The organism is Mycolicibacterium mageritense, from assembly GCF_010727475.1.
GTDB lineage: Bacteria > Actinomycetota > Actinomycetes > Mycobacteriales > Mycobacteriaceae > Mycobacterium > Mycobacterium mageritense.
The window spans coordinates 4,461,968-4,485,373 of the sequence record NZ_AP022567.1 but is presented as its reverse complement, the minus strand read 5'-3'; the positions used below and the strand labels follow the sequence as shown (position 1 = coordinate 4,485,373).

Below are 23,406 nucleotides of genomic sequence, written 5' to 3'. Positions count from 1 at the left end.
GCGGATCTCATTTCATCCAGAGCGGGGTGACGGGCAGGCCGTTGCGGTGCCGGTATTCGGCGATGGCCTTGAGGTTGCGCAGTTCCAGCAGGTGGCCCGGGCCGAACATGTCCCAGAAGTCGCCGACCCACACCGGGCGCCCGGGCGGCGCGGTTTCCGGGTACGGATTGTGGTCGTAGAACGGGTGATGGCAATTCGTCCACAGCACAACGGATCCGGGCTTGTCGAACACCACCTGGGCGTCGACGATGCGCATCAGGTAGATCATCCACAGGTGTTTGCCCTGGTCCCATGCGCAGTGGTAGTCCACGGTCAGCGCATCGCGGTGCGCGACGGTGCGGGTGTAGATCTCGCTGCCCGGACCGTTCGGGCCTGCGCCCAGCCGGTCGTGCGCGAGCCACAGTCCCGGTTCGTCGGTGGGCACGAAACCCCGCAGGCTGTAGGTCCACTCCTCCAGGCAGCGGGTGTCCGACAGGTAGTCGAACAGTTCGTCGGGTGGGCAGTCGATGTACTCGTTGACGGTGCAGTACTCGCCGAACACCTCGTGGTGCGGGTACACCGACCGCATCATCTCCATGATGATCGGGGTGGCCTGTTCCCGTGGTGAGGTCTCGATGCGGATGACCCCGTCGATCGGGACGGTGCTGCCTCGGTGGGCGGAAATGTCGTCAAGCGCGGGCAGTGACATGGGTTCTGTTCTCCTCGTGAGTTGAAGGGTTGGGTACGGTCTTGCCGAGAAATGCTGCGAACGGCGGGATCTCATCAGGTGAGCATTCGACGCTGATCACCGACGGACCGTCGGCTTCGAGTGCGACCGCGAGCGCCTCCGGAAGCTGATCGATGGCGTCGACGTCGACCGCCGTCAGCCCGGGGAACATCGCCGCGAGGCCTGCGCCCAGCCGGCTCGCACCAAACCGGTTGTAGCTGTAGCGATCCTCGTAGAACAGTTGCTCCCGCGTGACACACATGGCATGCGCGTGGTTGTCGAACAGCACGAACGTGATGGGCAACCGGTACTGCAGTGCGGTGTGAATCTCCATGCCGTGCATGAAGAACGACCCGTCACCCGCGATCACCACGGTGCGCCTGTGCCGCTCCCGCGTGCGGTGGAACGTCATCCCGATGCCCGCCCCGAAGCTGCATCCCATGCCGCCCATACCGAGCGCGACGATGAAACGCCCGTCCCGCCGGGCCGGCAGATAGTGGATGGCCGATGCGCCGATGTTCCCGGCGTCGACCACGATGTCGGTGCCGTCGGGCAGCGTGGCGTCCAGGATCGTCATGGCGTCGCGGTACCTGATGCCGGGACCGTCGTGCGGCGGCGGCTGTAATTCGCTGTGCGGCATCGGGTCCGGAACCCTGACCTGGTGTGGCCGACCGTTGCCCGACATGGCCTCGTTGAGCGTCGCCAGCGAATGGCGCAGATCGTCGGTGTGCACGTGTGTGCTCGGCACGTACGGGTTGGCGTTACCCAGCGAGTAGGTGGGCAGCGCACCCAACGCCTCGTCGAGCCCGGCGCGCGACGTCACCGACATCCGGGTGCCGACCAGCAGGCACAGGGTACTCTGGTTGATCGCGGCGGCCACACCGGGATGACCCATGACACCCGAAACGCCCAGCGCAGAAGACGATCCGAACCCTGGCGTGCCCGCCACGTCCTTGGCGTCGGGGACCGTCGCGACCCGGGCCCGCAACGTCGCCCGCAGCCGTTCGAGTTCGCAGCGCGCATCGTCACGGGCGACCTGCTCACCGGCGATGACCGTGATCGGCCCGGCGGCGCTGCGCAACGCGTGCACCAATGGCTGCAGATCGGCGAACCGGGCGCCCGGCTCGGCGTCTGTGCCGCCGAAACCGTTGGTGCCGCTCACGTCGGCCTGCTGAACATCCTTGGGCAGCAGCAATACCGCGGGCCCACCGCGTCGCGCGGCGGCCAGCGCCTCGGGCAGGGCGGCGCGGATATCGTCGGCGCCGAGCACCCGGCGGCAGTACACCGAGACCGCCGAGAACAAGGCCACGGCGTCGAGTGCACCGTTCTCACCGCTGGTGTCCTGAAACGAGCCCCGGCCGTCGAGCACCGTCGGCGCCTGCCCGATCAAGGCGAGCACCGGAACCCGGCTGGCCAGGGCCTCACCCAGCCCTGCCACGGTGTTCAGCGCGCCCCCGCCCGAGGTCGCGACGACGACACCGAGCCCCGCGCCGCTGCGGCTGTAACCATCGGCCATGGTCGCCGCCGAGAATTCGTGCTTGGCCAGTACTGCGGTGAGGTCGTCGCGGAAATGCGCTGCGTCATAAAGGTCTTCGATGTTGGCGCCGTCGACGCCGAAGATATGACTGACCTTGTTCGCCGCAAGAACCGCGACGATGTGGTCGACCACCCTGTGCCTGCTGACCATGTGTCACCTACTCCCGTCCTCTGCCCAGTGACACGACCGGCCGGTAACTTCGGTTCACCGGGTTGGCAGATTTGGGGAAATTCCCTGCGAGCGGCCAGGATTCCCCCAGCCAACACCGGCGAGCAGTCCCCCGCTCGCGGGTGAGGCGAGTGAGGCGTCAGAGCTGCTTTTCGAGCAGCACCTTCCCGTCGGGAGACGAAACCATCTGCACCGCGGCGATCTGGTCCATCGGCAGCGGCGTGTTCGCGCTCGGCAGGGCGGTCGCGCCGGACAATCCGAGCCAGGTCGCGATCTCCGAGCGGCTGCCGTCGCGCCCGACCACCACCATGCCCAGGTTCTGCGGCGGGGCGTCGCGCTGGCCCCAATCCCCGTAGGTGCAGGCCATGTCGATGCGGGTGCCCCAGGCGAAGCTGCTCATCGCGATGCTCGCGTTGATCGGCGTCTGAGACACCTTGGTCATCTCGAGCATCTGCGCGGTCTGCTGTTCGGTCCCGCGTTGCATCCCGAAGATCTCGGGCCGGATCGCGACCACCAGGCCGACGGCCAGCACCGCGGCCGCCACGGCGACGGCTGCGCTGGTGATCCACCGTGAGCGCCGCCGCCGCCAGCTGACGGTGTCGAGCACGGACTGCAGAACCTCGGGCCGCAGGGGTGGATCGGGTTGCTGCTCGTCGATCGAGCGCACGTCGTCGAGATCGAGCAGCGCCAGCAGGGCCGGCATGCCGCTCAACTCGGCGACCGCTGCGCGGCAGCGTTCGCAACCTTCGAGGTGCGCTTCGTACTCGCGGCGCTCGTTGCTCGCCAGCGAGCCCAGCACATAGGCCGCATCCCACGTCAGGTAGCGGTCACCATCCACCGGTTCGACACCGTGGGGCACACCGAACGGCGTCATCGTGTCACCCCCATTTCCTGCAGATTCAGTCGTAGCGCACGGACCGCGTAGTGCAGCCGCGATTTCACCGTTCCTTCCGGTATCTGCAGATCTGCTGCAATCTGTCCGGTGGTCCAGCCCTGGTAGTACGCCCGACGGACCACCGCGCGGTGTTCCTCGGAGAGTTGGCTGAGCGCGGTGCTCAGCAGCAACCGGTCCAAAGCGGTGTCCACCTGGTCGGGAGAGGCTGCGTATCCAAGATGGTCGGCCACCTGTTCGGGGTCGGGGACGCCGGTCTCACTGCGAAACCGGGCACTGCGACGTTCATCGATAATCATGTTCCGCGCCACGGTGAATAACCAGGCCCGGGCGGATCGATCGACGTCAGCGGTGACCTCGGGGTGACGCCAGGCGCGCAGCAGCGTCTCTTGTACGACGTCTTCGGCGCGGGCTCGATCCCCCGTCAGCCGAAGGGCGTAGCGCCACAGCGCAGCGGCGTGCTCGTCGTAGAGCCCCCGCATCATCGCGGCCTCCGGATCGTCCATTACCAACCTCCGTCTTTGATACGACGTTGGCGGTGATCCGGTTCATTACTACCCTTTGCGCGGGTCACCCGCACCCGATTGGGCGGTGCGACCTGGCAGGATTGCTGGCGCGGGTTACTGGGTCAGGATGCGGGGCCCGTCCTCGGTGACGGCGACGGTGTGTTCCCAGTGCGCCGCGCGGGTTCCGTCGGCGGTGACGACGGTCCACTCGTCCTCGAGTACGACGGTCTTGGTGGTGCCGAGAGTCAGCATGGGTTCGATCGCCAGGACGGAACCGGGCGCCAGGTACGGCCCGCGGCCGGGTGAGCCCTCGTTGGGCAGGAACGGATCCATGTGCATCTGCCTGCCGATCCCGTGCCCGCCGTACCCGGCGACGATGCCGTATTTACGGTCGTCGCGCGCCTCGGCGGCGTGGGTTTCCACCTCGATGGCATGCGAGACATCGGTGAGCCGGTTGCCGGGCAGCATCGCGGCGATCCCGGCCTCCATCGCGGCTTTCGTTGCGGCCGAGAGCAATTCGTCGGCGCCGATCAGATCACCTACGCCGAAGGTGACCGCCGAGTCGCCGTGCCAGCCGTCGACTATCGCACCGCAGTCGATCGACACCAGATCCCCCGGCGCGAGCACCTCGCCTGCCGACGGAATGCCGTGCACCACACGGTCATTGACCGAGGCGCAGATCGTGGCGGGGAAGCCGTGGTAACCGAGGAACGACGGTGTTCCGCCACCGTCACGGATCACCGATTCCGCGACGCGGTCCAGCTCGAGCGTGGAGACGCCGGGCGCCGCGGCCTGGCGCACTACGCGCAGCGCGGCGGCGACCAGCGCACCGGCCACCGCCATGGCGTCGAGCTCGGCGGCACTACGCTGCGCGACGACCTTGCGGCTGCGCAGCCCCGGCAGATTGATCACTTACCGTCCCAGGGCCCGCAGCGCGCGGGCGAACACCTCGTCGAGCTGGCCGACGGCGTCGACCGTCTTGAGGTCAGCGGCGTAGTACTGCAGCAGCGGCTCGGTCTCGTCCCGGTAGACCTTCATGCGGTTGCGGATGACCTCGTCGGTGTCGTCGGCGCGACCACGGCCCTTGAGCCGGGTCAGCAGCTCGTCCTCGGAGACCTGGAACTCCAGGACCGCGTCCAGCTTGGTGTTGCGCGCGGCAAGCATGTCGTTCAGCGCGCCGGCCTGCTCGACCGAGCGGGGGTAGCCGTCGAGGATGAACCCGTCGGCGGCATCGGGCTGATCGATGCGGTCTTCCACCAGCCGGTTCGTCAGCTCGGCGGGCACCAGATCACCCGCGTCGAGGTAGCGCTTGGCTTCCAGCCCGAGAGGGGTGCCGTCGCCGATGTTCTGGCGGAAGAGATCCCCGGTGGAGATTTGCGGGATGCCGAGCTTCTCAGACAGCTTCACGGCCTGCGTGCCTTTGCCCGCACCGGGCGGTCCGAGTAGAACGACTCTCACTTGAGGAACCCTTCGTAGTTACGTTGCATGAGCTGGCTCTCGATCTGTTTGACGGTATCCAACCCGACACCGATCATGATGAGAACCGCAACACCGCCAAATGGCAGATTCTGTAGTGTCCCCCCGCTGCCCATTTGCAGGAAGACGTTCGGCAAAACCGCGATCACGCCGAGGTAGATCGATCCGGGAAGCGTGATCCTGCTGAGCACATAGCGCAGATAGTCGGCAGTCGGTTTGCCGGGCCGGATACCCGGGATGAAGCCGCCGAACTTCTTCATCTCGTCGGCACGTTCGTCTGGATTGAACGTGATCGAGACATAGAAGTAGGTGAAGAACACGATCAGGCCGAAGTAGAGGCCGATGTAGACCGGGTCCGCCGGGTTGGTCAGGTGGTTGGCGACGAACTTGTCCCACCAGCCGTTACCCGGGTTGGCACTGCCGCTCTGGATCAGCTGAGTGATCAGGTGCGGGATGTAGATCAGCGACGACGCGAAGATCACCGGGATGACGCCGGCCTGGTTGACCTTGAGCGGCAGATACGTCGAGGTGCCGCCGTACATCTTGCGGCCCACCATGCGCTTGGCGTACTGCACCGGGATCCTGCGCTGGCCCTGTTCGACAAAGGTGACGCCGGCGAGGATCAGCAGCGCGGCACCGCAGACCAGGGTGAAGACCAGGCCGCCGCGGGTGTCGAGGATCATCTGGCCCTCGGCCGGGATCCGGGCCGCGATGCCGGCGAAGATCAGCAGCGACATGCCGTTGCCGATACCGCGCTCGGTGACCAGCTCACCCATCCACATCACCAGGGTCGAACCGGCGGTCATCACCAGCACGATCACCACGAGCCCGAAGATCGAGCTGTCCTGGATGATCTCCAGGCTGCAGCCCTGCATCAGGCCGCCGTTGGCGGCGAGCGCCACGATGCTGGTGGCCTGCAACAGCGCGAGCGCCACCGACAGGTAGCGCGTGTACTGGGTCATCTTGGCCTGACCGGCCTGACCTTCTTTTTGCAGCTGCTCGAACCGCGGGATCACCACGACCAGCAGCTGCACGATGATGCTTGCGGTGATGTACGGCATGACGCCGACCGCGAACACGCTCAGCTGCAGCAGGGCGCCACCGGAGAACAGGTTGATCAGCGAATAGATCTGTGCCGAGTCACCGCCGCTGACCTGCGCGATGCACTGCTGCACGTTCGGGTAGTTCACCCCGGGGGACGGAATCGACGCGCCGACCCGGTAGAGGACGACGAGGCCCAAGGTGAACAGGATCTTGCGTCTGAGATCGGCCGTTCGTAGCGACGAGATGAAAGCCGACAGCACTCTTCCTCCTGCGCAGCCTACGTCTCAAGCGCGGCGTGCCAAATGGGGCTGGTGGGGTCCAGCGTCATGGTCAAGTCATGTACGGGAGTCCGACAGGCGCGCAGCCTGCAAACTCAGCCGTCAAACAGTCTACGAGAGTAACAGTTGCACCCGAGTTGCCCCGCATCGATCAGCGCCACCTGCAGCCGGGCCGGCTCTTCAGTTTCAGAGCGTACAGTCGGCGACAGCTCGTTACCCCACCTAACTAACACGCATATTGGCACCCAATACTCGAGGGAGATTCGATGGCCCGGACTGCTGACGACACGTGGGATCTGGCATCCAGCGTGGGCGCGACCGCGACCATGGTGGCCGCGGCCCGCGCGATGGCGACCAATGCCGCCGACCCGGTGATCGACGACCCGTTCGCCGCTCCCCTGGTGCGGGCCGTCGGTCTGGACTTCTTCACGAAACTCGTCGACGACACCTTCGACGTCGAAGCCCTCGACGAGGAGGCCAAGACCGGCCTGACGAGATTCGCCAACGGCATGGCCGCGCGGACGCGCTTCTTCGACGACTTCTTTCTCGACGCGGGTCGCGCCGGTATCCGGCAGGCCGTGATCCTGGCCTCCGGGCTCGACTCGCGCGCCTACCGGCTGCCGTGGCCCGACGGCACCGTCGTCTACGAGATCGACCAGCCCGAGGTGATCGAGTTCAAGACCGCGACCCTGGCGAGTCTCGGCGCGGCGCCGACGACCGATCGCCGCGCGGTGGCCATGGATCTGCGCTTCGACTGGCCCGCGGCGCTTGCCGAGGCCGGCTTCGATCCCGCCGAGCCGACGGCCTGGATCGCCGAGGGCTTGCTCGGCTATCTGCCGCCCGAGGCCCAGGACAGTTTGCTCGACCAGATCACCGCGCTGAGTGCGCCCGGCAGCAGGCTGGGTGTCGAGGGGGTACCCGCAACCGAGGCCGACGACGAGGAGTCGATCCGGGCCCGGATGAAGGACTTCACGGACCGCTGGCGGGCCCACGGCCTCGACATCGACCTCAACGAACTGATCTTCCTGGGCGACCGCGCCGACGTGACGACCTATCTGGAAGGCCACGATTGGCGGACCACCGGCATCTCGTCGAACGATCTACTGGTGCGGACCGGCCTGCCGCCCGTCGAGGACGAGGCGCACGCGGCCTCCGTGATGTACATCAGCGCCGAGAAGTAAGGACACCCGCATGGCACGGACAGACACCGACAGCTGGGATCTGGCGTCCAGCGTGGGCGCCACGGCGACCATGGTCGCCGCCGCGCGCGCCATCGCCAGTGCCGAGCCCGACGCCTTGATCGACGATCCCTACGCCGCCGCGCTCGTGCGTGAGGTGGGTGTCGACTTCTTCACCAAGCTCGTCGACGGCGAGCTGACCCTCTCGGGCGACGACGCGGAATCGGCCGAGCTGATGACCTCGGTGATGGCGGTGCGGACCCGGTTCTTCGACGACTTCTTCCTCACGGCGGGTGAAGCCGGGGTGCGCCAGGCCGTGATCCTGGCGTCGGGTCTGGACTCGCGCGCCTACCGCCTGCCCTGGCCCGCGGGCACCGTGGTCTACGAGATCGATCAGCCTCAGGTCATCGGCGCCAAGACCGCGGCCATGGAGAAGATCGGTGCCACCGCGTCCGCCATCCGCCGGACCGTGGCGATCGACCTGCGCGAGGATTGGCCGGCCGCGTTGCGCGCGGCGGGCTTCGATCCCGCACTGCCCACCGCGTGGAGCGCCGAGGGGCTGCTGGCCTATCTGCCGCCAGAAGCCCAGGACCGCCTCTTCGACAACATCACCGCACTGAGCGCCCCGGGCAGCCGGTTGGCCACCGAGTTCCATCCCGACTTCGGGGCGGCCGTACAGCAGCGCACCCAGGCCGTCGCCGACCGGTGGCGCCAGCACGGTTTCGACGTCGACCTGGGCAGCCTCTGGTACACCGGCGACCGTAACTCGCCGATCGACTACCTCGCCGGCACCGGCTGGTCGGTGAGTTCCCGGCCGCGCACCGAACTCTTCGACGAGTACGGACGCGTGTTCCCCGACACCGCCGATGCCGCACCGCAGCGGAATTCCTTGGCGGTCACCGCAATACGAAAGTAGGTACGCGATGGCACGTTCAGAGGGCGACACCTGGGATCTGGCCTCCAGCGTCGGCTCGACGGCGACTGGGGTCGCCGCCTCCCGGGCACTGGCCACCAAGCAACCCGACCCGCTGATCACCGACCCGTACGCCGACGCGCTGGTCAAGGCCGTCGGGCTGGAGCACTGCATCCGGCTGGCCGACGGCGAACTGTGCGTCGAGGGCGATCAGATGCTCGACCGGCAGCGCATGTGCGAGCAGATCGCGGTGCGCACCCGGTTCTTCGACGATTTCTTCTCGCACGCCGGTGAAGCCGGGATCCGGCAGGCCGTGATCCTGGCCTCGGGTCTGGACACCCGTGCCTACCGACTGGCCTGGCCTGCGGGCACTGTGGTCTACGAGATCGACCAGCCCGAGGTGATCGAGTTCAAGACCCGGACGCTGGCCGGTCTCGGTGCCGAGCCGACTGCCGATCGCAGGGCGGTGGCCGTCGATCTGCGCGACGACTGGCCGGCGGCGTTGCGCGACAACGGGTTCGACCCGTCGGCGCCGACCGCGTGGATCGCCGAAGGCCTCCTGATCTACCTTCCGGCCGACGCCCAGGACCGGCTGTTCGACCACATCACCGCGCTGTCGGCGCCGGGCAGCCGGCTCGCGACCGAGCACATGGACATGAGCTCGATGCCCGAGGAGTGGTCCAAGAAGGTCAGCGACTGGTCGAAGCGCGTCGGCTCGGATGTCGACCTGATGGACCTCTTCTATTCGGGTGACCGCAACACCGCCCGCGACTATCTGGGCGGGCACGGCTGGAAAGTGACGATCCAGTCGACCCGCGAGGCCTACGCTGGCCATGGATTCGAGTACCCCGAGGATCTCGCCGAGCTTGCGGGCGATTCGGGGTATCTGTCGGCAGTCTTGAAATGAGGAGCTGATGGCGCGAACTGACGGCGACAGTTGGGATCTGGCGTCCAGCGTGGGTGCGACGGCGACACTGGTCGCGACGGGCCGGGCCATCGCCAGCACCGACCCGCACGGTTTGATCAACGATCCGTTCGCCGCGCCGCTCGTGCGGGCCGTCGGCATCGAGGCGTTCACCATGATGGTGGACGGCACGCTGAACATCACCGAGATCGCGCCGGACGCGGCATCGCGGGTCCGCGCGAACATCGACGAGATGGCTGTGCGGACAAAGTTTTTCGATGATTACTTTCTGGCGGCCACCGAACGCGGCATCCGGCAGGCCGTGATCCTGGCTTCCGGCCTGGACGCACGGGCCTACCGGCTGCCGTGGCCCGCGGGCACCGTGGTCTATGAGATCGACCAACCAGAGGTGATCGAGTTCAAGACCCGCACGCTGGCCGAGCACGGTGCGACGCCGACGGCCGAACGGCGCACCGTGCCGATCGACCTACGCGAGGACTGGCCCGCGGCGTTACGCGCGGCCGGTTTCGATCCGGGCCTACCGACCGCATGGTGCGCCGAGGGCCTGCTGATCTACCTTCCGCCCGACGCGCAGGACCGGCTGTTCGACAACATTCACGAACTGAGCGCGCCGGGCAGCGCGGTGGCCACCGAGTTCGTGCCTGCCCTCAAGGATTTCGACCCGGAGAAGGCCCGCGCGGCCACTGCCGAGTTCAGCAAGATCGGGTTGGATCTCGACATGCCGTCGCTGATCTATCACGGCGAACGGCATTCGGCGGCCGACTATCTGGCGACCAAGGGCTGGCAGATGAGCGGCACGCCCCGCACCGAGCTGTTCGCGCGCTACGGCATCCCGGTTCCCGCGCTCGACGATGACGACGACGACCCGCTCGGCGAGATCGTCTACATCAGCGGTTCCTTGGGCTGAACTCCCCCACCTCTATCTCACCGGAACTGCATTCCCGGTTGTTGACTGCGTTGATTGACAACCGGGAATGCAGTTCCGGTGTGGGCGAGGATTCAGGACGCCCTCGCGAAGCGCAGCGTCTCGCCCCTGGCCCCGCCCATCCACAAGTCCTGACACGCGGCCGCCATGTCCTCGAGCCCTTCGACGATCGCGCCGAACACGTTTCCCGGCACCCAGCCCTGGTCCCCGTTGATCAGCAGATTGTTGCGCCCGTAGAACACCGCGAGGTCGACGATCGCGCCGGTGGTCCCGGTGCCCGTGCTGTTCTCGTAGCCGTATGCGGGGTTGCCGAGATCGTCGGAATCGAACGAGAACCAGCACAGGTCACCCGGAATCGGGGTCACCGTGGTGTTCTCCTTGCCGGGGTCGGTGCCGAATGCCGGTAGCAGCGTGTAGATCTCGTTGCGGGCGTACTTGCCGTGAAACACCTGTGCGGCGAGCGGCAGGGCGTCCCACACGGCCGCGCACGTCCGCGGTGCCGCGTCGTCGAGCAGCCGCGCGACGCAACTGACCCCCCGTTTGTCGAGCGACACGGTGATCAATCGGCTCATACGACCTCCTCGGTGAGCAATGCCGGCACACGGTGGTGCCAATCGGTGGCGTCCTGATAGGCCTGCCCGACGCGGAGCACCAAGGCGTCCGCATGCCGGGGCCCGACGATCTGCAGCCCGATCGGCAGGCCACTCGAACTGAACCCGCAGGGCACCGAAAGTGCGGGCTGCTGCGTCATGTTGAACGGGTAGGTGTACGGCGTCCAACTCGTCCAGTCCGGTGACGCCGAACCGTCGGGCACGTCCCGGCCGACCGGGAAGGCCGTCAGCGGCAGCGTCGGGGTGACGAGCACGTCGTAGGTCCGGTGGAACCGGCCCATCAGTTCCCCGAGCTTCATCCGGACGGCCGTCGCATCCAGGTAGTCCGACGCCGTGAACGTCGCCCCGAGTTCGGCCGTGCGCCGCAGGCCGGGGTCGATGTGCCGGCTCTGTGGGCCATTCAGCTTGCCCTGCAACACTTTCGCCTCACCCGAGAACCACAGCACGTGGAACGCCGCCACGGGATCGGCGAAGCCAGGGTCGGCCTGCTCGACGTGCGCACCCGCGGCCGCGAGGACGTCCACCGCGGCCCGCACGGCGGCGTCGACCTCGGGATCGTTGACGCCGAAGCCGAGGTTCGGCGAGTACGCGACCCGCAGTCCCGCGACGCCCCCGCCCAGTGCGGCGCGGAACGACGATGCGGGTGACGGCATCGCCGACCAGTCCCGCGGGTCGAACCCGGTGACGACGTCCATCAGCGCGGCGACGTCGGCGACCGTCCTCGCCATGGGGCCGGCGTGCGAAAGGGTTCCGAAGGGGCTCGGCGGATACAGCGGGATCAGACCGTAGGTCGGTTTGAGGGCCACGGTTCCGGTAAACGCCGCGGGGATACGCACCGACCCACCACCGTCGGTGCCGACCGACCATGCGCCCATCCCGAGGCCCACGGCCGCGGCGCTGCCGCCGCTCGACCCACCCGCGGTCACACCAGGATCCCAGGGGTTGCCGGTCATCCCGTAGCGCGGTGAGTCGGTCACACCTTTCCACGAGTACTCGGGCGTGGTGGTCTTGCCGAGCAGCACCGCACCGGATTCCCGCAGTCGCGCGACGCTCGGCGCGTCCTCGTCCCACGGTCCGGCCGCGTCGATGAGCCAACTGCCGCGCAGCGTCGGCCAGCCCCGAGTCCACAGCGCGTCCTTGACCGACGTCGGGACACCGTCGGCGGGGCCGAGCGGACATCCGGCGTGCCAACGCTTTTCGGACTCGCGGGCCGTGGACAGGGCGCCGTCGCGGTCGATCAACACGAACGCGTTCACCGCGGGGTTGTGGCGGTCGATCGCGTCGAGCGCGGCCGTGGTGGCCTCCACGGGCGACAGTGTCTTGGCGCGGTACGCCGCGAGCAGCTCGACGGCCTGCGGGATCACGCGGTGCCCGCCGACACGTAGCCGAGCTTCTTGTCGACCACATTGAGCAGGGGTTGGCCGGCCAGCCACCGGCGCGCGTTGTCGGCGAACTGGCAGGCGAGGGTGTCCCGGAACCCCACGACGTCACCGGACATGTGCGCGGTGATGACGGCACCCGGCGCGTCCCACAACGGGTGATCGGCCGGCAGGGGTTCGATGTCGAACACATCGAGCGTCGCGCCGCCGATGCGGCGTTCGGTCAGCGCCGCGAGCAGCGCGTCCTCGTCGACGATCGGTCCGCGCGCGATGTTCACCAGGTGCGCATCGGGTTTCATCGCCCCAAGCACCTCCGCGTCGACCACACCGCGCGTGGCGTCGGTGAGCGGGACGGCCAGCACCAGGTGATCGCACCAGCCGACAGCGCCGGCCAGATCGGCGGTGGCCACCACGGTCCCGAAATCCGGGTCGCTGGCGGCGGCCACGCGCCCCGCGCCCCGCACGCTCAGCCCGGCCGCACGCAGCAGGCGCGCGATCTCACGCCCGATTCCGCCCGTGCCGGCCACGAGCGCGTGCGCGCCCGTGATGCTGCGGGTCTCGCGGTACCGCCACTCGTGGCGGCGTTGGAAGTCGAGGCTGGCCTGCGTCCCTTTGGCGTACGCGATCACCGCGCCGAGCACGTATTCGGCTATGGGACGGTCGAATACGCCGCGGGCATTGGTCACCACCACGTCGGAATCGCGCAATTCCTCGAACAGCAAAGTGTCGACCCCGGCCGCCGCGACGTGGACCCACTCGAGCGCGTCGGCGTGCGTCCACACGTCGCGCAGGGCGGTGGAAAAGTAATCCCAGAGCAGCAACGCCTGGGCACCCTTGACGGCCTGTGCCAGTCCGTCGGCGTCGCAGTGGCGGAACTCGGCGTCGAGGCCGGCAAGTCCCGGTACCCGGTCGGATTCGTGTTCGCACAACACCGCGATCACCGGTCGCGCCGGGCCTCCAGGCAGTGCTGTCGGGGTGCTCTGGCGGGGTGTCGGCACGGCTCGAGGCTAGGAACGCCTTCGTCGGATTGTCAACAATCTGTTGCTGGCTGGCGGGTTCGGCCTCACACTATGGACATGACGCTCGAGGAGCTGGCGCCTCCCCCGCCATTGCAGCAGGTGGGGATAGGTGTTGTGGCGCCCTACGACTTCGCCCTCGACCGCGAACTGTGGCGCTGGGTGCCCAACGACGTGAGCCTCTACGTCACCCGGTTGCGCTACGCCCCGCTGCCCGTGACCGTCGACATGGCGGTGCACGTCTCCGAGCCGGAGCAAGTCGAGGCCGGGGCCGCAAACGTCTTGGCGGTGGCCCCGCTGGTGACCGCGTACGCGTGCACCGCCGGCAGCTTCGTCAAAGGCATGGCCGGGGAGGCCGCGCTGGTCGCCGCGATGCGTGCTGCGGGTGCCCCGGCAGCGGTGACCACGAGCGGCTCGATGCTCTCCGCGCTGCGGCATCTGGGCCTCACCAGAGTCGCAACCGTCACGCCCTACACGACGGATCTGACCGTCGGGCTCACGAGTTACCTCATGGAGGCAGGGATCGAGGTGGTCGCCACCGCAGGCCTCGGCATGACCTCACGCATCTGGGCCGTGCCCTACGAAACCACCGCGGAGCTGGTGCACGCCACCGATGTGCCCGACGCGCAGGCCATCGTGATCAGCTGCACCAACCTGCCGACCTACGACCTGATCGCGCGGCTCGAACGCGAACTCGGCAAGCCGGTGATCACCGCGAATCAGGTGACGATGTGGGCGGCGCTGGCCGTCGCGGGCCGCGAGGCCGTCGGCGCCGGTCAATGGCTGCTGGAAGGGCGAGGTCGCAGCGACGAGAGGAGACTGCATGGCGACGGTGGGGATCCTGTATCCCGGCCACAGCGCCGAGGACGACTTTGGCGCGCTCGAGGCGCGCGTGTCCGCGACGGTCAGGCTGCCGGTCGCGATCACGTCGGTCGGTGAGGACGCGCACCGCGTAGACGCCCTCCTCGACCTCGGCCGCACCGAGCGTCTGGCGGACGGAGTCGCACGGCTGGGCCCGGCGCGTCCGGATTCGATGATGTGGGCGTGCACCTCCGGCAGTTTCGTGTTCGGCCGTGCCGGCGCGCAGAAGCAGGCCGCCGACGTGGCCGAAGCGGCCGGCGTCCCGGCGTCGTCCACATCGATCGCCTTCGTAGATGCCTTGCAGCACTTGGACCTTCACCGGGTTGCCGTCGCCGCTTCCTATCCGCGGGATGTCGCCGACCATTTCGTGGCATTCCTCACCGGCGGCGGGGTGGACGTGGTGTCGATGGGCAGCCACGGCATCGTGACCGCCGCCGAGGTGGGCCTGCTGGGGCAGGACCAGGTGATCGCGATGGTGTGCGCGGCCGACCATCCCGACGCCGAAGCGCTGCTGGTGCCTGACACCGCCATGCACACACTGGGTTTCATCGACGAGCTGGAGTCCGCGGTCGGCAAACCCGTCCTCACCGCAAACCAGGTCACGGTGTGGAAGGGCCTGCAGCTGCTCGGCCCGGTGCCACCGATACCCGGATTGGGGCGCCTGTTCAGGGGCGGTCGATGACCGATTTCATCACGCCCGTCGAACAGGAGTCGACGCCGAGCATCGTCGCCGACAAGCTCCGTCAGGCCATCGCCTATGGCGAGCTGGTGCCCGGCACCCAGCTGGGTGAGGCCGAGCTGGCCCGCAGGTTCGGAGTCAGTCGCGGTCCCCTGCGCGAAGGCATGCAGCGCCTCACGCAGGAAGGCCTGCTGATCGCGATCCGCAACCGCGGCGTGTTCGTCAACACCATGAACTCCGACGAGATCCGCGACATGTACCTGGCGCGTGAGGCGATCGAACGTACCGCGAGCCGAAAGATCCTCGAGGGTGACCACGCCGCCGCGGGCGATGCGCTACTGGCCGTGGTCGATGAGATGGCGGCCGCGGCCGACCTCGACGACGTGAGCGAGGCCGACATGCGCTTCCACGAGTTGCTCGTCGAGCTCGCGGGCAGCCCGCGACTGTCGCGCCTGCACCAGACCTTCCTGGTCGAGACGCGAATGTGCGTGCACGCGCTGGCCGACACCTACGATTCGCCTGCCGACCGGGTCAGTGAGCATCAGGCGCTGGCCGGTGCCATCCGCTCCGGCGACGTCGCCCTGACCGACAAGTTGATGCTGGCACACATGGAGGACGCCGTCGAGCGGTTGATCGCCCGACTACCGGCCTGACGCAGGCGCGGCCGTCTCATATTCCAGCTGCGCCGGCGCTTCTGGCGTGCCCGGTATCTCGGTGCCGTTGATCGGACACCGCGCGGTTTCCGGAACCTTGACGAGCGCGAACATGCCGATGACGCAGGCCGCCATCATGTAGTACGCCGGCACCAGGTTGTCGCCCGTCTGCCCGACCAGCCAGTCGTTGACCGCGGGCGCCGTACCGCCGAACAGTGACGTCGACACGTTGTAGGCGATCGCGAAGCCCGCGTAGCGAACCTGGGTGGGGAACATCGCCGGGAAGGTCGCCGAAATGGTCGACAGCTGAGGGACATACAGCAATCCCAGCACCGCGAACGCGATGATCGCGCCCACCATGTTCGTCGACATCAGCAGGAACATCGGCACCCCGGCGACGAACAGCCCGACGAGCGAGATCCACCACATCGGCTTGCGGCCGATCCGGTCCGAGATGCGGCCGGCGAACGGGAGGAACACCATCATCGTCAGCATCCCGATGATCGGGACGACGAGCGAGTGGCTGCTCGACAGGCCGATCGTCTGTTCCAAATACGTTGGCATGTAAGTGAGCAACGTGTAGTTGACGACATTCAGCGCGATGACGAGGCCACCGAGCCGCAGGATCGGGCCCCAGTATTCGACCACGAGATCCTTGAACTCCGAGCCGGGGCCGCCTTCCCGCTCCCCCGCATTTTCGAGTTCACGGAACACCGGGGTGTCTTCGAGCTTGGAACGCAGGTAGACGCCGACGAGTCCGAGCGGTGCGGCGACCATGAACGGCAGCCGCCAGCCCCATGAACCCATCTGGTCGTCGCTGAGAAGCGTTGAGAAACCTAGCATCAACAGCGCGCCCAGCGAAAAGCCAGCCAGCGTACCGAATTCCAGGAAGCTGCCGAGGAAACCGCGCCGCCGCGACGGCGCGTACTCCGCCATGAATGTTGCGGCACCGCCATATTCGCCACCGGTCGAGAAACCCTGGATCATCCGCAGCACGACCATGATCGCCGGTGCCCACAGCCCGATCGCGGCGTAGGACGGCACCAGGCCGACACAGAACGTCGCACCGGCCATCAGGACGATGGTGATCGCCAATACGTGTTTGCGGCCGACGCGGTCGCCGAGCGGGCCCCAGACGAATCCGCCGAGCGGTCGCACCAGGAACGACACCGCGAACGTCGCCAACGCCAACAGCGTCGCCTGCTGGGTGTCGCCCGGGAAGATCGCTGCCGATATGTAACTCACGCCGTAGGCGTATATGCCGTAGTCGAACCATTCGGTGGCGTTGCCGATCGCTGACGCCGCGATAGCTCGCCGCAGTACACCAGGGTCAGGCGCATTTTCGATGGGTTCGCTGTAATCGATCTCCGGCTTGTCGCCGAAGCCCCTCATCGGGATTTTTCGCGCGGGCACGGTTCCTCCAGGTGTCTGACGACACTGCTCCCACCGCGCGTTCTGTTACGGCTGGACTGACTCGGATGAACACCGCAGGGCCAGGCCGTCGTCTCGTCGACAATTCACTAGTTGCCAAGAGTTGACATTACCGCGCCGCCACAGGCGATGCACCGCACCTTCACCGAGCCGCAATTTTCGTAAGCGTCAGAATCGATGGTCCCCCAGCCACAATGCGGTGGCTCCGGTCAGTGAACGCTGGGTCTGGTCCAGTGCCCCGAGCACCGACTGCCCCAGCAGTGCGCCCATTGCCTGCGGCAGCGACGCGGCGGCGGGCTGTGAGGATGGCTTGGGCCGCAACATGTCCAGCCACGACGAACCGGGATAGTTCACCACCCGCACCTCGGTGTCGGGGTCGAGCCCGGCCAGCACCTTGGCCCGGGTGACCGCCGTGCGCAGTCCGCCCAATTCGTCGACGAGCCCGTGTTCTTTGGCATCGGCACCCGTCCACACCCGCCCCCGGGCAACCGCTTCGACGGCGTCGACCCCGAGGTTGCGGCCCTGCGCAACCCGATCGACGAAGTCGGTGTAGAACAGGTCGGCTTCGGCTTCCACGTGCGCGTGCTGTTCGTCGGTGAACGGTGCGTTGGTCGACCACGCGTCGGCGTTGGCGTTGGTACGAACCGCGTCCGATCCGACCCCGAGCTTGTCCTTGAGCTCGCGTGACACGAGCTTGCCGGTGACCACACCGATGGATCCGGTGATGGTTCCGGCATTCGCCACGATCTCGTCGGCCGCCATCGACACGTAATAACCACCAGAGGCCGCAACCGCACCCATCGACGCGACAACGGGTTTCCCGGTCTCACGTGCGCGAACCACTTCGCGCCAAATGGTTTCCGACCCGGTCACCGAGCCACCGGGGCTGTCGACCCGCAACACGATCGCCGAGACATCGTCGTTCGCCGCGGCCTCCCGGATCGCTGCGGCGATCGTGTCACCGCCCGCACTCGAATTGCCCACCGGCAGCACCTGGGGACCACCGCGGCCGCTGACGATCGGACCGTGCAACGTCACCACGGCCACGGTGGGCTTCGGCTTGCGACCCGGCAACTGCGGCACCGGCTTCGGCGCCGACGCCCGCGCATAGCGCGACAGGTACAGCCGCGGCGCACTGTCGTCACCGTCGGATTCCGCTGCGGCACCGGCGAGTTCGCTGACCCGCGCATACGCCTCGTCGCGGAAGCCGATCCGGTCGATCAGTCCGCCGGACACCGCGTCGTCGCGCAACAGGGGCGCCTTGTCGGCCAGTGCGTTGATGGATTCGACCGGCACGTGCCGGGAGTCGGCGATGGCCTGCCACACCTGTGTCCGCAGGCTCTCGATCAGCCGGCTGTCGGCCTCCCGGTGCGGCTCGGTGTACCGATCCTGCGTGAAAAGGTTTGCCGCGGACTTGTATTCGCCGCGGGCGACGAACTGCGCCTCGATGCCGGCCTTGTCCAGAGCGTCGCGCAGGAACATCGCGTTGGTCGCGAACCCCACGAGCCCGACCGTTCCCGACGGTTGCATCCACACCTCGCGGAAGGCCGACGCCAGGTAGTACGACAGGGTGCCGGGGTAGGTCTCGGCCCAGGCCAGTGTCGGCTTCACGGCGCTGAACTCGGCGATCGCGTCCCGCAACTCCTGCACCGGCCCGGCCGCCGCAGCCGGGATCTGGACGCGCGCAATGAGCCCGGCGACGCGGTCATCGTCGGCCGCGCGGTGGATCGCGGCGATCGCCTGACGCAGCACGAGCGGCCGGCCACCGCCGGCGATGATGGCCAACGGATCGAATCCCGCGGTCTCGGGCGGCACCGACTGCAGGTCGAGCTCGAGGACACAGCCGCTGGGAATGCCGTTGTGCCGGGCGGTGTCGACCTTGCGGACCAGCGCCCGCACGTCGTCGGGACCGGGCAGGCTCGGGAGGAAGTCGAACATGCTCCGAGCCTACCGACGCCACGGGGGTGCATCCCGACCGCGCGAGAGCGGTCGCACACCCGACGTCATCCGCGGGGCGGCCTCGGGGCTGTCAGCACAGCGAAAGCGCTATGGGAGCCGGGCGCGCAGCCCGGCCACCAACGCACTGACACCCAGATCGAAAGCCTGCCTGGCCCGGGCAGCCCCGGACGGCGCGGCGTCGAGCGCCCTGCGCAGTTCGGGTTCGATACCGTCCTGATCGGCTGCCACCGCAAGGTCTGGGGCAGATGCGTCGAGAGCGGCGCCCAGGACGAAGTTCTCGGCAGCGGTGATGACCGCGATGATCTCACCGTCGACGAATCCGGCACGCGAGAGTCCCGCCGCGACGGGGTTGTAGGCGGCGATGAGGTCGGGGTCGCGGATCGGCTCGGTGGCCAGGAGCCGGACCGCCGCCGGGTGCCCGCTGAACGCGTCGAGGTACGACCGGGTCCACACCACGAACGCCTCATCCCAGGGCAATCTGTCGAACGCGGCGTCGTCGATGTTCTGGGCCACCAGAACCCGGACCATCTCGATCACCTCGGAGCGGCCCGCAGGCACATGATGGTAGACGGCGGCCACCTGCACGCCGAGTTCGCGGGCGAGGCCCGGCATCGTGAAGTCTCCGTCGCGCGACACGAGTTTCAGCGCCGCGGCACCGATCTTGTCCCGGCTCAGCAGCGCGACCCGTGGCCGACCCATCAGACCCCCTTCTTCGGCTGGTCTTGAATCTTATTCAATTTCCGCCTTGTGGCGTGAACCACACTGATCTACATTATTGAATCGCATTCAATTAACCCGTGAGGAGCTCTGCTCATGACCGAAGCGCACCTGGCGCGCCGGCTGACCCTGCCATCGGTCGTCGCCTTCGGGGTGTCCTACATGGCACCGAGCCTGGTGATGGTGATCTTCGGCCTCATCGCTGTCGCCAGTGCGGGCACCGCGCCGACCGCGTTCGCACTCGCCACGGCCGCGATGCTGGTGACGGCCATGAGCTACGCGAAGATGGCGCGCTGCTATCCGGTTTCCGGATCGGCCTACTTCTACGCTCGCCACACTCTCGGCTCCCCGGTGGGCTTTCTGGTCGGGTGGAGCGTGCTGCTCGACTACCTCTTCCTGCCGATGGTGGCCTGGCTCACCCAGTCGATCCTGCTCAATGCACAGTTCCCGGCGGTTCCGATCTGGGCGTGGATGTTGATCAACGCCGGTTTCACGACCATCGTCAATGTCGTCGGAATCGTGGTGGCCGACCGCGTCAACAAGGTACTGACCGCTGTCGCCCTCTTTCTCGTACTGCTGTTCTTCGCGTACTGCGTCACGTTCATCGCAGGGAATCGGCCGGTCTCCCATACCGATCCGATCTGGAACACCAATTCGACGATCGCCGGGATGTCCGCGGCTGCGGCCATCGCCGCCTACTCGTTCCTCGGTTTCGACGCCGTGACAACGCTCTCGGAGGAGACGAAAGATCCCAAGCGCACCATCCCCCGCGCGGTGATCCTGGTGGTGGCGATCGGCGGGCTGTTGTTCGTCGGCGGCGCCTACATCATGCAATTGGTCCACCCCGGCGACGTCTTCGAGGACGCCCAGGCCGCGTCCTACACGATGTCCATCGACGTCGGCGGCCAGTTCTACGCCGATTGGACCAACCTCGGCGGCATCATCGCCGGATCGGCATCGTGCCTGGCCGTGCAGCTGAGCACCAGCCGGCTGCTCTACATCATGGGCCGTGACGGAGTGCTCCCAAAGCGGGTATTCGGTTACGTCAGCCCCCGCACGCTGACTCCGGTCTACTGCGTGCTGCTCACCGGCGCAATGTGTTTCGTCGGCCTGAACCTGTCCCTGCAGACCGCGACGGGGTTCATCAACTTCGGCGCCTTCACGGCCTTCACCGCAGTCAACGTGTGCGTGATCGCGTACTACCTGCGTCACCGCCCCACTCATCGGCTCGGCATCGTCGGCTACGTCGCCCTGCCGGCGGCCGGCGCGGTGGTGAGCGTCTACCTGCTGACCCAACTCAGCGGAACGTCACTGATCATCGGACTGGCCTGGCTCGGGATCGGGGTGGCCTACCTGCTCTGGCTCACCCGCGGGTTCCGGCGCCCCACCCCCGAGCTGAGCATCGACTACGAGCAGTCGCTCCTGCACATGCCCGAGCACGTCGAACCAGCCCAGAAGGAACCACACGCATGATGAAACAAGCTGTGACACTGGATAATTGGCAAACAGGCCCGGTCAATCGCCACACATCGGGGCGGATGCGCGAAATCGTGCCCACCGCGCGCGTGGCGGCAAGCCGCAATCCGCTGCCGCTGGCGGAGGACGGGCGCACGCTCGATATCGACACGTTCGGATCGGTCCTACGCGACACCTACACCGACGGCTTCATGGTGCTGCACAACGGGGCGATCCGCGCCGAATGCTATCCCGGCGACCTGGAACCCGGCCGCCCACACATGCTCTACTCGGTGAGCAAGTCCATCATCGGCGCGGTGACCGCGGTGCTCATCGACCGCGGCCGGCTCGACATGCATGCCCAGATCACCTCGTACATACCGGAACTCGCTGTATCGGGCTACGCCGGCGCGACCGTTCGGCACTTGCTCGACATGCGATCGGGCATCAGGTTCCGTGAGGAATACCTCGACCCGGATGCCGAAGTGCGCCACCTTGATCAGGCACTCGGCTGGGTTCCGCGCACCAGCCCGGACGGGCCGGCCACGCTCTATGAATACCTGCCCCGGCTGCGACAGCAACGCCCACACGGCGGGGCTTTCGAGTACCGGTCGTGCGAGACCGACGTCCTCGGCTGGGTGTGCGAACGCGCCGCCGGTCGGCGGATGCCCGAACTGCTTTCCGACGTCTTGTGGTCACGGTTCGCCGAGGACGACATGGACGCCGGAGTGGACCGCGCGGGCAATGTCTTTCACGACGGTGGGCTGGCAGCGTCGTTGCGCGACGCTGCGCGCTTCGGTGAACTCCTGCGCACTCGTACGATCGTGCCCCGCGCGTGGATCGAGGACGCGCTGACCGGTGATCCGGATTCCCGCGCCGCGTTCGCCGCGTCCCCCACCGACACCGGACTGCCCGGCGGGATGTACCGCAACCAGTTCTGGGTGCCCTACGCCGATCGCCGGGTGCTCATGTGTCTGGGCATCCACGGGCAGCTCATCTACGTGGACTTCGACCGCGCGGTCGTGGTCGCCAAACTGTCGTCCTGGCCGACACCGCTCGACCCGGCGCTCGATACGGCGACACTGGCGCTCGCCGAAGCCGCTTGCGCCGCAGCACAGGCGGCTGGGCCTGCGCGTCCAGGTTCGCGCCGTACCGTGGAGCGGTGAGGTTCTCGATCTCGATACCGCAGTTGGTCACCGACCGTTTCGACGACGCCGGGCTCAAAGCCTACCTGGCCCGCGCCGAGGAGTTGGGTTTCGAAGGCGGGTGGACGATGGAGCAGACCATCGGCGAGTCGCCGGGCATCGCTCCGCTGGAGCTGTTGTCGTATGCGGCGGCCTGCACCACGCGGCTGCGCCTGGGCGTGGCGGTGCTCATCACGTCACTGCACGATCCACTCCAACTGGCGTCGGCCGTCACGGCCGTCGACCGGCTCAGCCACGGGCGCCTCGACGTCGGTGTCGGGCACGGCGGCAACTTCCGCCCGTTCCAGGCGTTCGGCGTGGACCGGTCGACGTTCGTGAGCTACTTCAACGAGGGCCTGGAGCTCATGAAGGCGGCCTGGTCCGACGAGCCGCGCATCACGTTCCACGGAAAGTTCCGGGAGGTCGACGATCTGCCGATCCAGCCAAAACCGGTGCAGCGCCCGCATCCCCCGATCTGGTTCGGCGGCACAGCGCCGAAAGCGCTGGCCCGCGCGGTGCGCTACGGCGATTCGTTCCTCGGGGCCGGGTCGTCCACCACCGAGACGTTCGCCGGCGCGGCGCAGATTGTGCGGCGTGAACTCGCCGAGCAGGGCAAGGATCCGGCCGGTTACACCATCGGCAAACGCGTGTACCTGATGATCGACGACGACCCTGCCCGCGCACGCGAGCGCGTGCTCGATGGCCTGCACCGCATCTACGGCCGGATGCGCGACATCGACGCGGTTCCGGTGTCGGGCACGCCGGCCGATGTGGTGCGCGGGCTGCGCGAGGTGGCCGACGCGGGCGCCCAGATGGTCGTGCTCAATCCGGTCGGGGTCGACGTCGCTGAAGACCGCGAACAGATGGAACGCCTCGCCGCCGAGGTGATCCCGGCCCTATAGGCGCGAGCAAT

22 protein-coding genes and 1 pseudogene are annotated in these 23,406 nt (G+C 67.5%); 10 read left to right on the top strand and 13 right to left on the bottom strand.

Annotation, left to right across the window (positions count from 1 at the left end; genetic code table 11):
* Positions 1 to 7: 7 nt before the first annotated feature.
* The 7 genes from G6N67_RS21525 to secY form a co-directional block, all read right to left on the bottom strand.
* Positions 8 to 688 carry a hypothetical protein gene (locus tag G6N67_RS21525; RefSeq protein ID WP_036429033.1) on the bottom strand — a complete coding sequence of 227 codons (681 nt, stop codon included), beginning with the start codon at positions 686 to 688 and terminating at the stop codon, positions 8 to 10.
* A complete protein-coding gene (locus G6N67_RS21520) occupies positions 669 to 2,393 on the bottom strand; it encodes a thiamine pyrophosphate-binding protein (protein ID WP_036429034.1) in 1,725 nt (574 codons plus the stop codon). Before G6N67_RS21520 ends, G6N67_RS21525 begins: the two co-directional genes overlap by 20 nt.
* Before the next feature lie 157 nt (positions 2,394 to 2,550).
* The gene (locus G6N67_RS21515; RefSeq protein ID WP_036429035.1) at positions 2,551 to 3,285 is read right to left on the bottom strand and encodes an anti-sigma factor family protein; all 735 of its coding nucleotides are present in this window, start codon (positions 3,283 to 3,285) and stop codon (positions 2,551 to 2,553) included.
* Positions 3,282 to 3,809 (bottom strand): sigma-70 family RNA polymerase sigma factor, encoded by a 528-nt coding sequence (locus G6N67_RS21510; protein ID WP_036429036.1) that lies wholly within the window; start codon positions 3,807 to 3,809, stop codon positions 3,282 to 3,284. Before G6N67_RS21510 ends, G6N67_RS21515 begins: the two co-directional genes overlap by 4 nt.
* Before the next feature lie 114 nt (positions 3,810 to 3,923).
* Entirely contained in the window at positions 3,924 to 4,721 is a 798-nt protein-coding gene (gene map / locus G6N67_RS21505) for a type I methionyl aminopeptidase (RefSeq protein WP_036429038.1), read from the bottom strand.
* Positions 4,722 to 5,267 (bottom strand): adenylate kinase, encoded by a 546-nt coding sequence (locus G6N67_RS21500; RefSeq protein WP_036429039.1) that lies wholly within the window; start codon positions 5,265 to 5,267, stop codon positions 4,722 to 4,724.
* Entirely contained in the window at positions 5,264 to 6,589 is a 1,326-nt protein-coding gene (secY, locus tag G6N67_RS21495; protein WP_036429041.1) for a preprotein translocase subunit SecY, read from the bottom strand. The genes G6N67_RS21500 and secY overlap by 4 nt, the downstream gene beginning before the upstream one ends.
* 284 nt (positions 6,590 to 6,873) lie before the next feature.
* Here secY and G6N67_RS21490 point away from each other — a divergent pair, with 284 nt between their 5' ends.
* The 4 genes from G6N67_RS21490 to G6N67_RS21475 are packed head-to-tail and all read left to right on the top strand — an operon-like array spanning position 6,874 to position 10,530.
* Positions 6,874 to 7,788, top strand: a complete 915-nt coding sequence (locus tag G6N67_RS21490) for a class I SAM-dependent methyltransferase (RefSeq protein WP_036429042.1) — start codon at positions 6,874 to 6,876, stop codon at positions 7,786 to 7,788.
* A 10-nt stretch (positions 7,789 to 7,798) separates the two neighbouring features.
* Entirely contained in the window at positions 7,799 to 8,701 is a 903-nt protein-coding gene (locus tag G6N67_RS21485) for an SAM-dependent methyltransferase (RefSeq protein ID WP_036429044.1), read from the top strand.
* A gap of 7 nt (positions 8,702 to 8,708) precedes the next feature.
* A complete protein-coding gene (locus G6N67_RS21480) occupies positions 8,709 to 9,605 on the top strand; it encodes a class I SAM-dependent methyltransferase (protein WP_036429046.1) in 897 nt (298 codons plus the stop codon).
* 7 nt (positions 9,606 to 9,612) lie between these two features.
* A complete protein-coding gene (locus tag G6N67_RS21475) occupies positions 9,613 to 10,530 on the top strand; it encodes a class I SAM-dependent methyltransferase (RefSeq protein WP_036429048.1) in 918 nt (305 codons plus the stop codon).
* 92 nt (positions 10,531 to 10,622) lie between these two features.
* On the opposite strand, the gene G6N67_RS21470 is transcribed toward G6N67_RS21475, so the two are convergent.
* The 3 genes from G6N67_RS21470 to G6N67_RS21460 are packed head-to-tail and all read right to left on the bottom strand — an operon-like array spanning position 10,623 to position 13,536.
* On the bottom strand, positions 10,623 to 11,120 hold the full coding sequence (locus tag G6N67_RS21470; RefSeq protein WP_036429049.1) for a DUF3830 family protein: 498 nt from the start codon (positions 11,118 to 11,120) through the stop codon (positions 10,623 to 10,625).
* Positions 11,117 to 12,523: an amidase gene (locus G6N67_RS21465; protein ID WP_036429050.1), complete on the bottom strand. Its 1,407-nt coding sequence runs from the start codon at positions 12,521 to 12,523 to the stop codon at positions 11,117 to 11,119. Before G6N67_RS21465 ends, G6N67_RS21470 begins: the two co-directional genes overlap by 4 nt.
* The gene (locus G6N67_RS21460) at positions 12,520 to 13,536 is read right to left on the bottom strand and encodes a D-2-hydroxyacid dehydrogenase (RefSeq protein WP_036429052.1); all 1,017 of its coding nucleotides are present in this window, start codon (positions 13,534 to 13,536) and stop codon (positions 12,520 to 12,522) included. The genes G6N67_RS21465 and G6N67_RS21460 overlap by 4 nt, the downstream gene beginning before the upstream one ends.
* A gap of 78 nt (positions 13,537 to 13,614) precedes the next feature.
* Here G6N67_RS21460 and G6N67_RS21455 point away from each other — a divergent pair.
* The 3 genes and pseudogenes from G6N67_RS21455 to G6N67_RS21445 form a co-directional block, all read left to right on the top strand.
* Positions 13,615 to 14,340: pseudogene (locus G6N67_RS21455) on the top strand (maleate cis-trans isomerase family protein); the annotation flags it as partial.
* Positions 14,341 to 14,377: 37 nt separating this feature from the next.
* On the top strand, positions 14,378 to 15,097 hold the full coding sequence (locus tag G6N67_RS21450) for a maleate cis-trans isomerase family protein (protein WP_110798330.1): 720 nt from the start codon (positions 14,378 to 14,380) through the stop codon (positions 15,095 to 15,097).
* The gene (locus G6N67_RS21445; protein ID WP_036429053.1) at positions 15,094 to 15,747 is read left to right on the top strand and encodes a GntR family transcriptional regulator; all 654 of its coding nucleotides are present in this window, start codon (positions 15,094 to 15,096) and stop codon (positions 15,745 to 15,747) included. The genes G6N67_RS21450 and G6N67_RS21445 overlap by 4 nt, the downstream gene beginning before the upstream one ends.
* Here G6N67_RS21445 and G6N67_RS21440 read toward each other — a convergent pair.
* The 3 genes from G6N67_RS21440 to G6N67_RS21430 form a co-directional block, all read right to left on the bottom strand.
* A complete protein-coding gene (locus G6N67_RS21440; protein ID WP_036429055.1) occupies positions 15,736 to 17,139 on the bottom strand; it encodes an MFS transporter in 1,404 nt (467 codons plus the stop codon). The genes G6N67_RS21445 and G6N67_RS21440 overlap by 12 nt on opposite strands.
* A 207-nt stretch (positions 17,140 to 17,346) precedes the next feature.
* The gene (sppA, locus tag G6N67_RS21435; RefSeq protein WP_036429057.1) at positions 17,347 to 19,116 is read right to left on the bottom strand and encodes a signal peptide peptidase SppA; all 1,770 of its coding nucleotides are present in this window, start codon (positions 19,114 to 19,116) and stop codon (positions 17,347 to 17,349) included.
* A gap of 108 nt (positions 19,117 to 19,224) precedes the next feature.
* Positions 19,225 to 19,836 carry a TetR/AcrR family transcriptional regulator gene (locus tag G6N67_RS21430; RefSeq protein ID WP_036429059.1) on the bottom strand — a complete coding sequence of 204 codons (612 nt, stop codon included), beginning with the start codon at positions 19,834 to 19,836 and terminating at the stop codon, positions 19,225 to 19,227.
* 114 nt (positions 19,837 to 19,950) lie between these two features.
* On the opposite strand from G6N67_RS21430, the gene G6N67_RS21425 reads away from it, so the two are divergent.
* Genes G6N67_RS21425 through G6N67_RS21415 form a run of 3 tightly spaced genes read left to right on the top strand, consistent with a single transcriptional unit; the run spans position 19,951 to position 23,395 of the window.
* Entirely contained in the window at positions 19,951 to 21,327 is a 1,377-nt protein-coding gene (locus G6N67_RS21425; protein ID WP_051578451.1) for an APC family permease, read from the top strand.
* Positions 21,327 to 22,475, top strand: a complete 1,149-nt coding sequence (locus G6N67_RS21420) for a serine hydrolase domain-containing protein (RefSeq protein ID WP_036429060.1) — start codon at positions 21,327 to 21,329, stop codon at positions 22,473 to 22,475. Before G6N67_RS21425 ends, G6N67_RS21420 begins: the two co-directional genes overlap by 1 nt.
* Positions 22,472 to 23,395, top strand: a complete 924-nt coding sequence (locus G6N67_RS21415) for an LLM class flavin-dependent oxidoreductase (RefSeq protein WP_036429061.1) — start codon at positions 22,472 to 22,474, stop codon at positions 23,393 to 23,395. Before G6N67_RS21420 ends, G6N67_RS21415 begins: the two co-directional genes overlap by 4 nt.
* Positions 23,396 to 23,406 lie beyond the last annotated feature (11 nt).

Bases quoted from the DNA above. Each gene is read 5' to 3' on its own strand.
- G6N67_RS21425 (WP_051578451.1), top strand. From the start codon at position 19,951: ATGACCGAAGCGCACCTGGCGCGCCGGCTGACCCTGCCATCGGTCGTC.
- G6N67_RS21450 (WP_110798330.1), top strand. From the start codon at position 14,378: ATGGCGACGGTGGGGATCCTGTATCCCGGCCACAGCGCCGAGGACGAC.
- G6N67_RS21525 (WP_036429033.1), bottom strand. From the start codon at position 688: ATGTCACTGCCCGCGCTTGACGACATTTCCGCCCACCGAGGCAGCACC.
- G6N67_RS21420 (WP_036429060.1), top strand. From the start codon at position 21,327: ATGAAACAAGCTGTGACACTGGATAATTGGCAAACAGGCCCGGTCAAT.
- G6N67_RS21445 (WP_036429053.1), top strand. From the start codon at position 15,094: ATGACCGATTTCATCACGCCCGTCGAACAGGAGTCGACGCCGAGCATC.
- G6N67_RS21440 (WP_036429055.1), bottom strand. From the start codon at position 17,139: ATGAGGGGCTTCGGCGACAAGCCGGAGATCGATTACAGCGAACCCATC.
- G6N67_RS21510 (WP_036429036.1), bottom strand. From the start codon at position 3,809: ATGGACGATCCGGAGGCCGCGATGATGCGGGGGCTCTACGACGAGCAC.
- G6N67_RS21430 (WP_036429059.1), bottom strand. From the start codon at position 19,836: ATGGGTCGGCCACGGGTCGCGCTGCTGAGCCGGGACAAGATCGGTGCC.
- G6N67_RS21470 (WP_036429049.1), bottom strand. From the start codon at position 11,120: ATGAGCCGATTGATCACCGTGTCGCTCGACAAACGGGGGGTCAGTTGC.
- G6N67_RS21480 (WP_036429046.1), top strand. From the start codon at position 8,709: ATGGCACGTTCAGAGGGCGACACCTGGGATCTGGCCTCCAGCGTCGGC.
- G6N67_RS21515 (WP_036429035.1), bottom strand. From the start codon at position 3,285: ATGACGCCGTTCGGTGTGCCCCACGGTGTCGAACCGGTGGATGGTGAC.
- sppA (WP_036429057.1), bottom strand. From the start codon at position 19,116: ATGTTCGACTTCCTCCCGAGCCTGCCCGGTCCCGACGACGTGCGGGCG.
- G6N67_RS21485 (WP_036429044.1), top strand. From the start codon at position 7,799: ATGGCACGGACAGACACCGACAGCTGGGATCTGGCGTCCAGCGTGGGC.
- G6N67_RS21520 (WP_036429034.1), bottom strand. From the start codon at position 2,393: ATGGTCAGCAGGCACAGGGTGGTCGACCACATCGTCGCGGTTCTTGCG.
- G6N67_RS21475 (WP_036429048.1), top strand. From the start codon at position 9,613: ATGGCGCGAACTGACGGCGACAGTTGGGATCTGGCGTCCAGCGTGGGT.
- G6N67_RS21490 (WP_036429042.1), top strand. From the start codon at position 6,874: ATGGCCCGGACTGCTGACGACACGTGGGATCTGGCATCCAGCGTGGGC.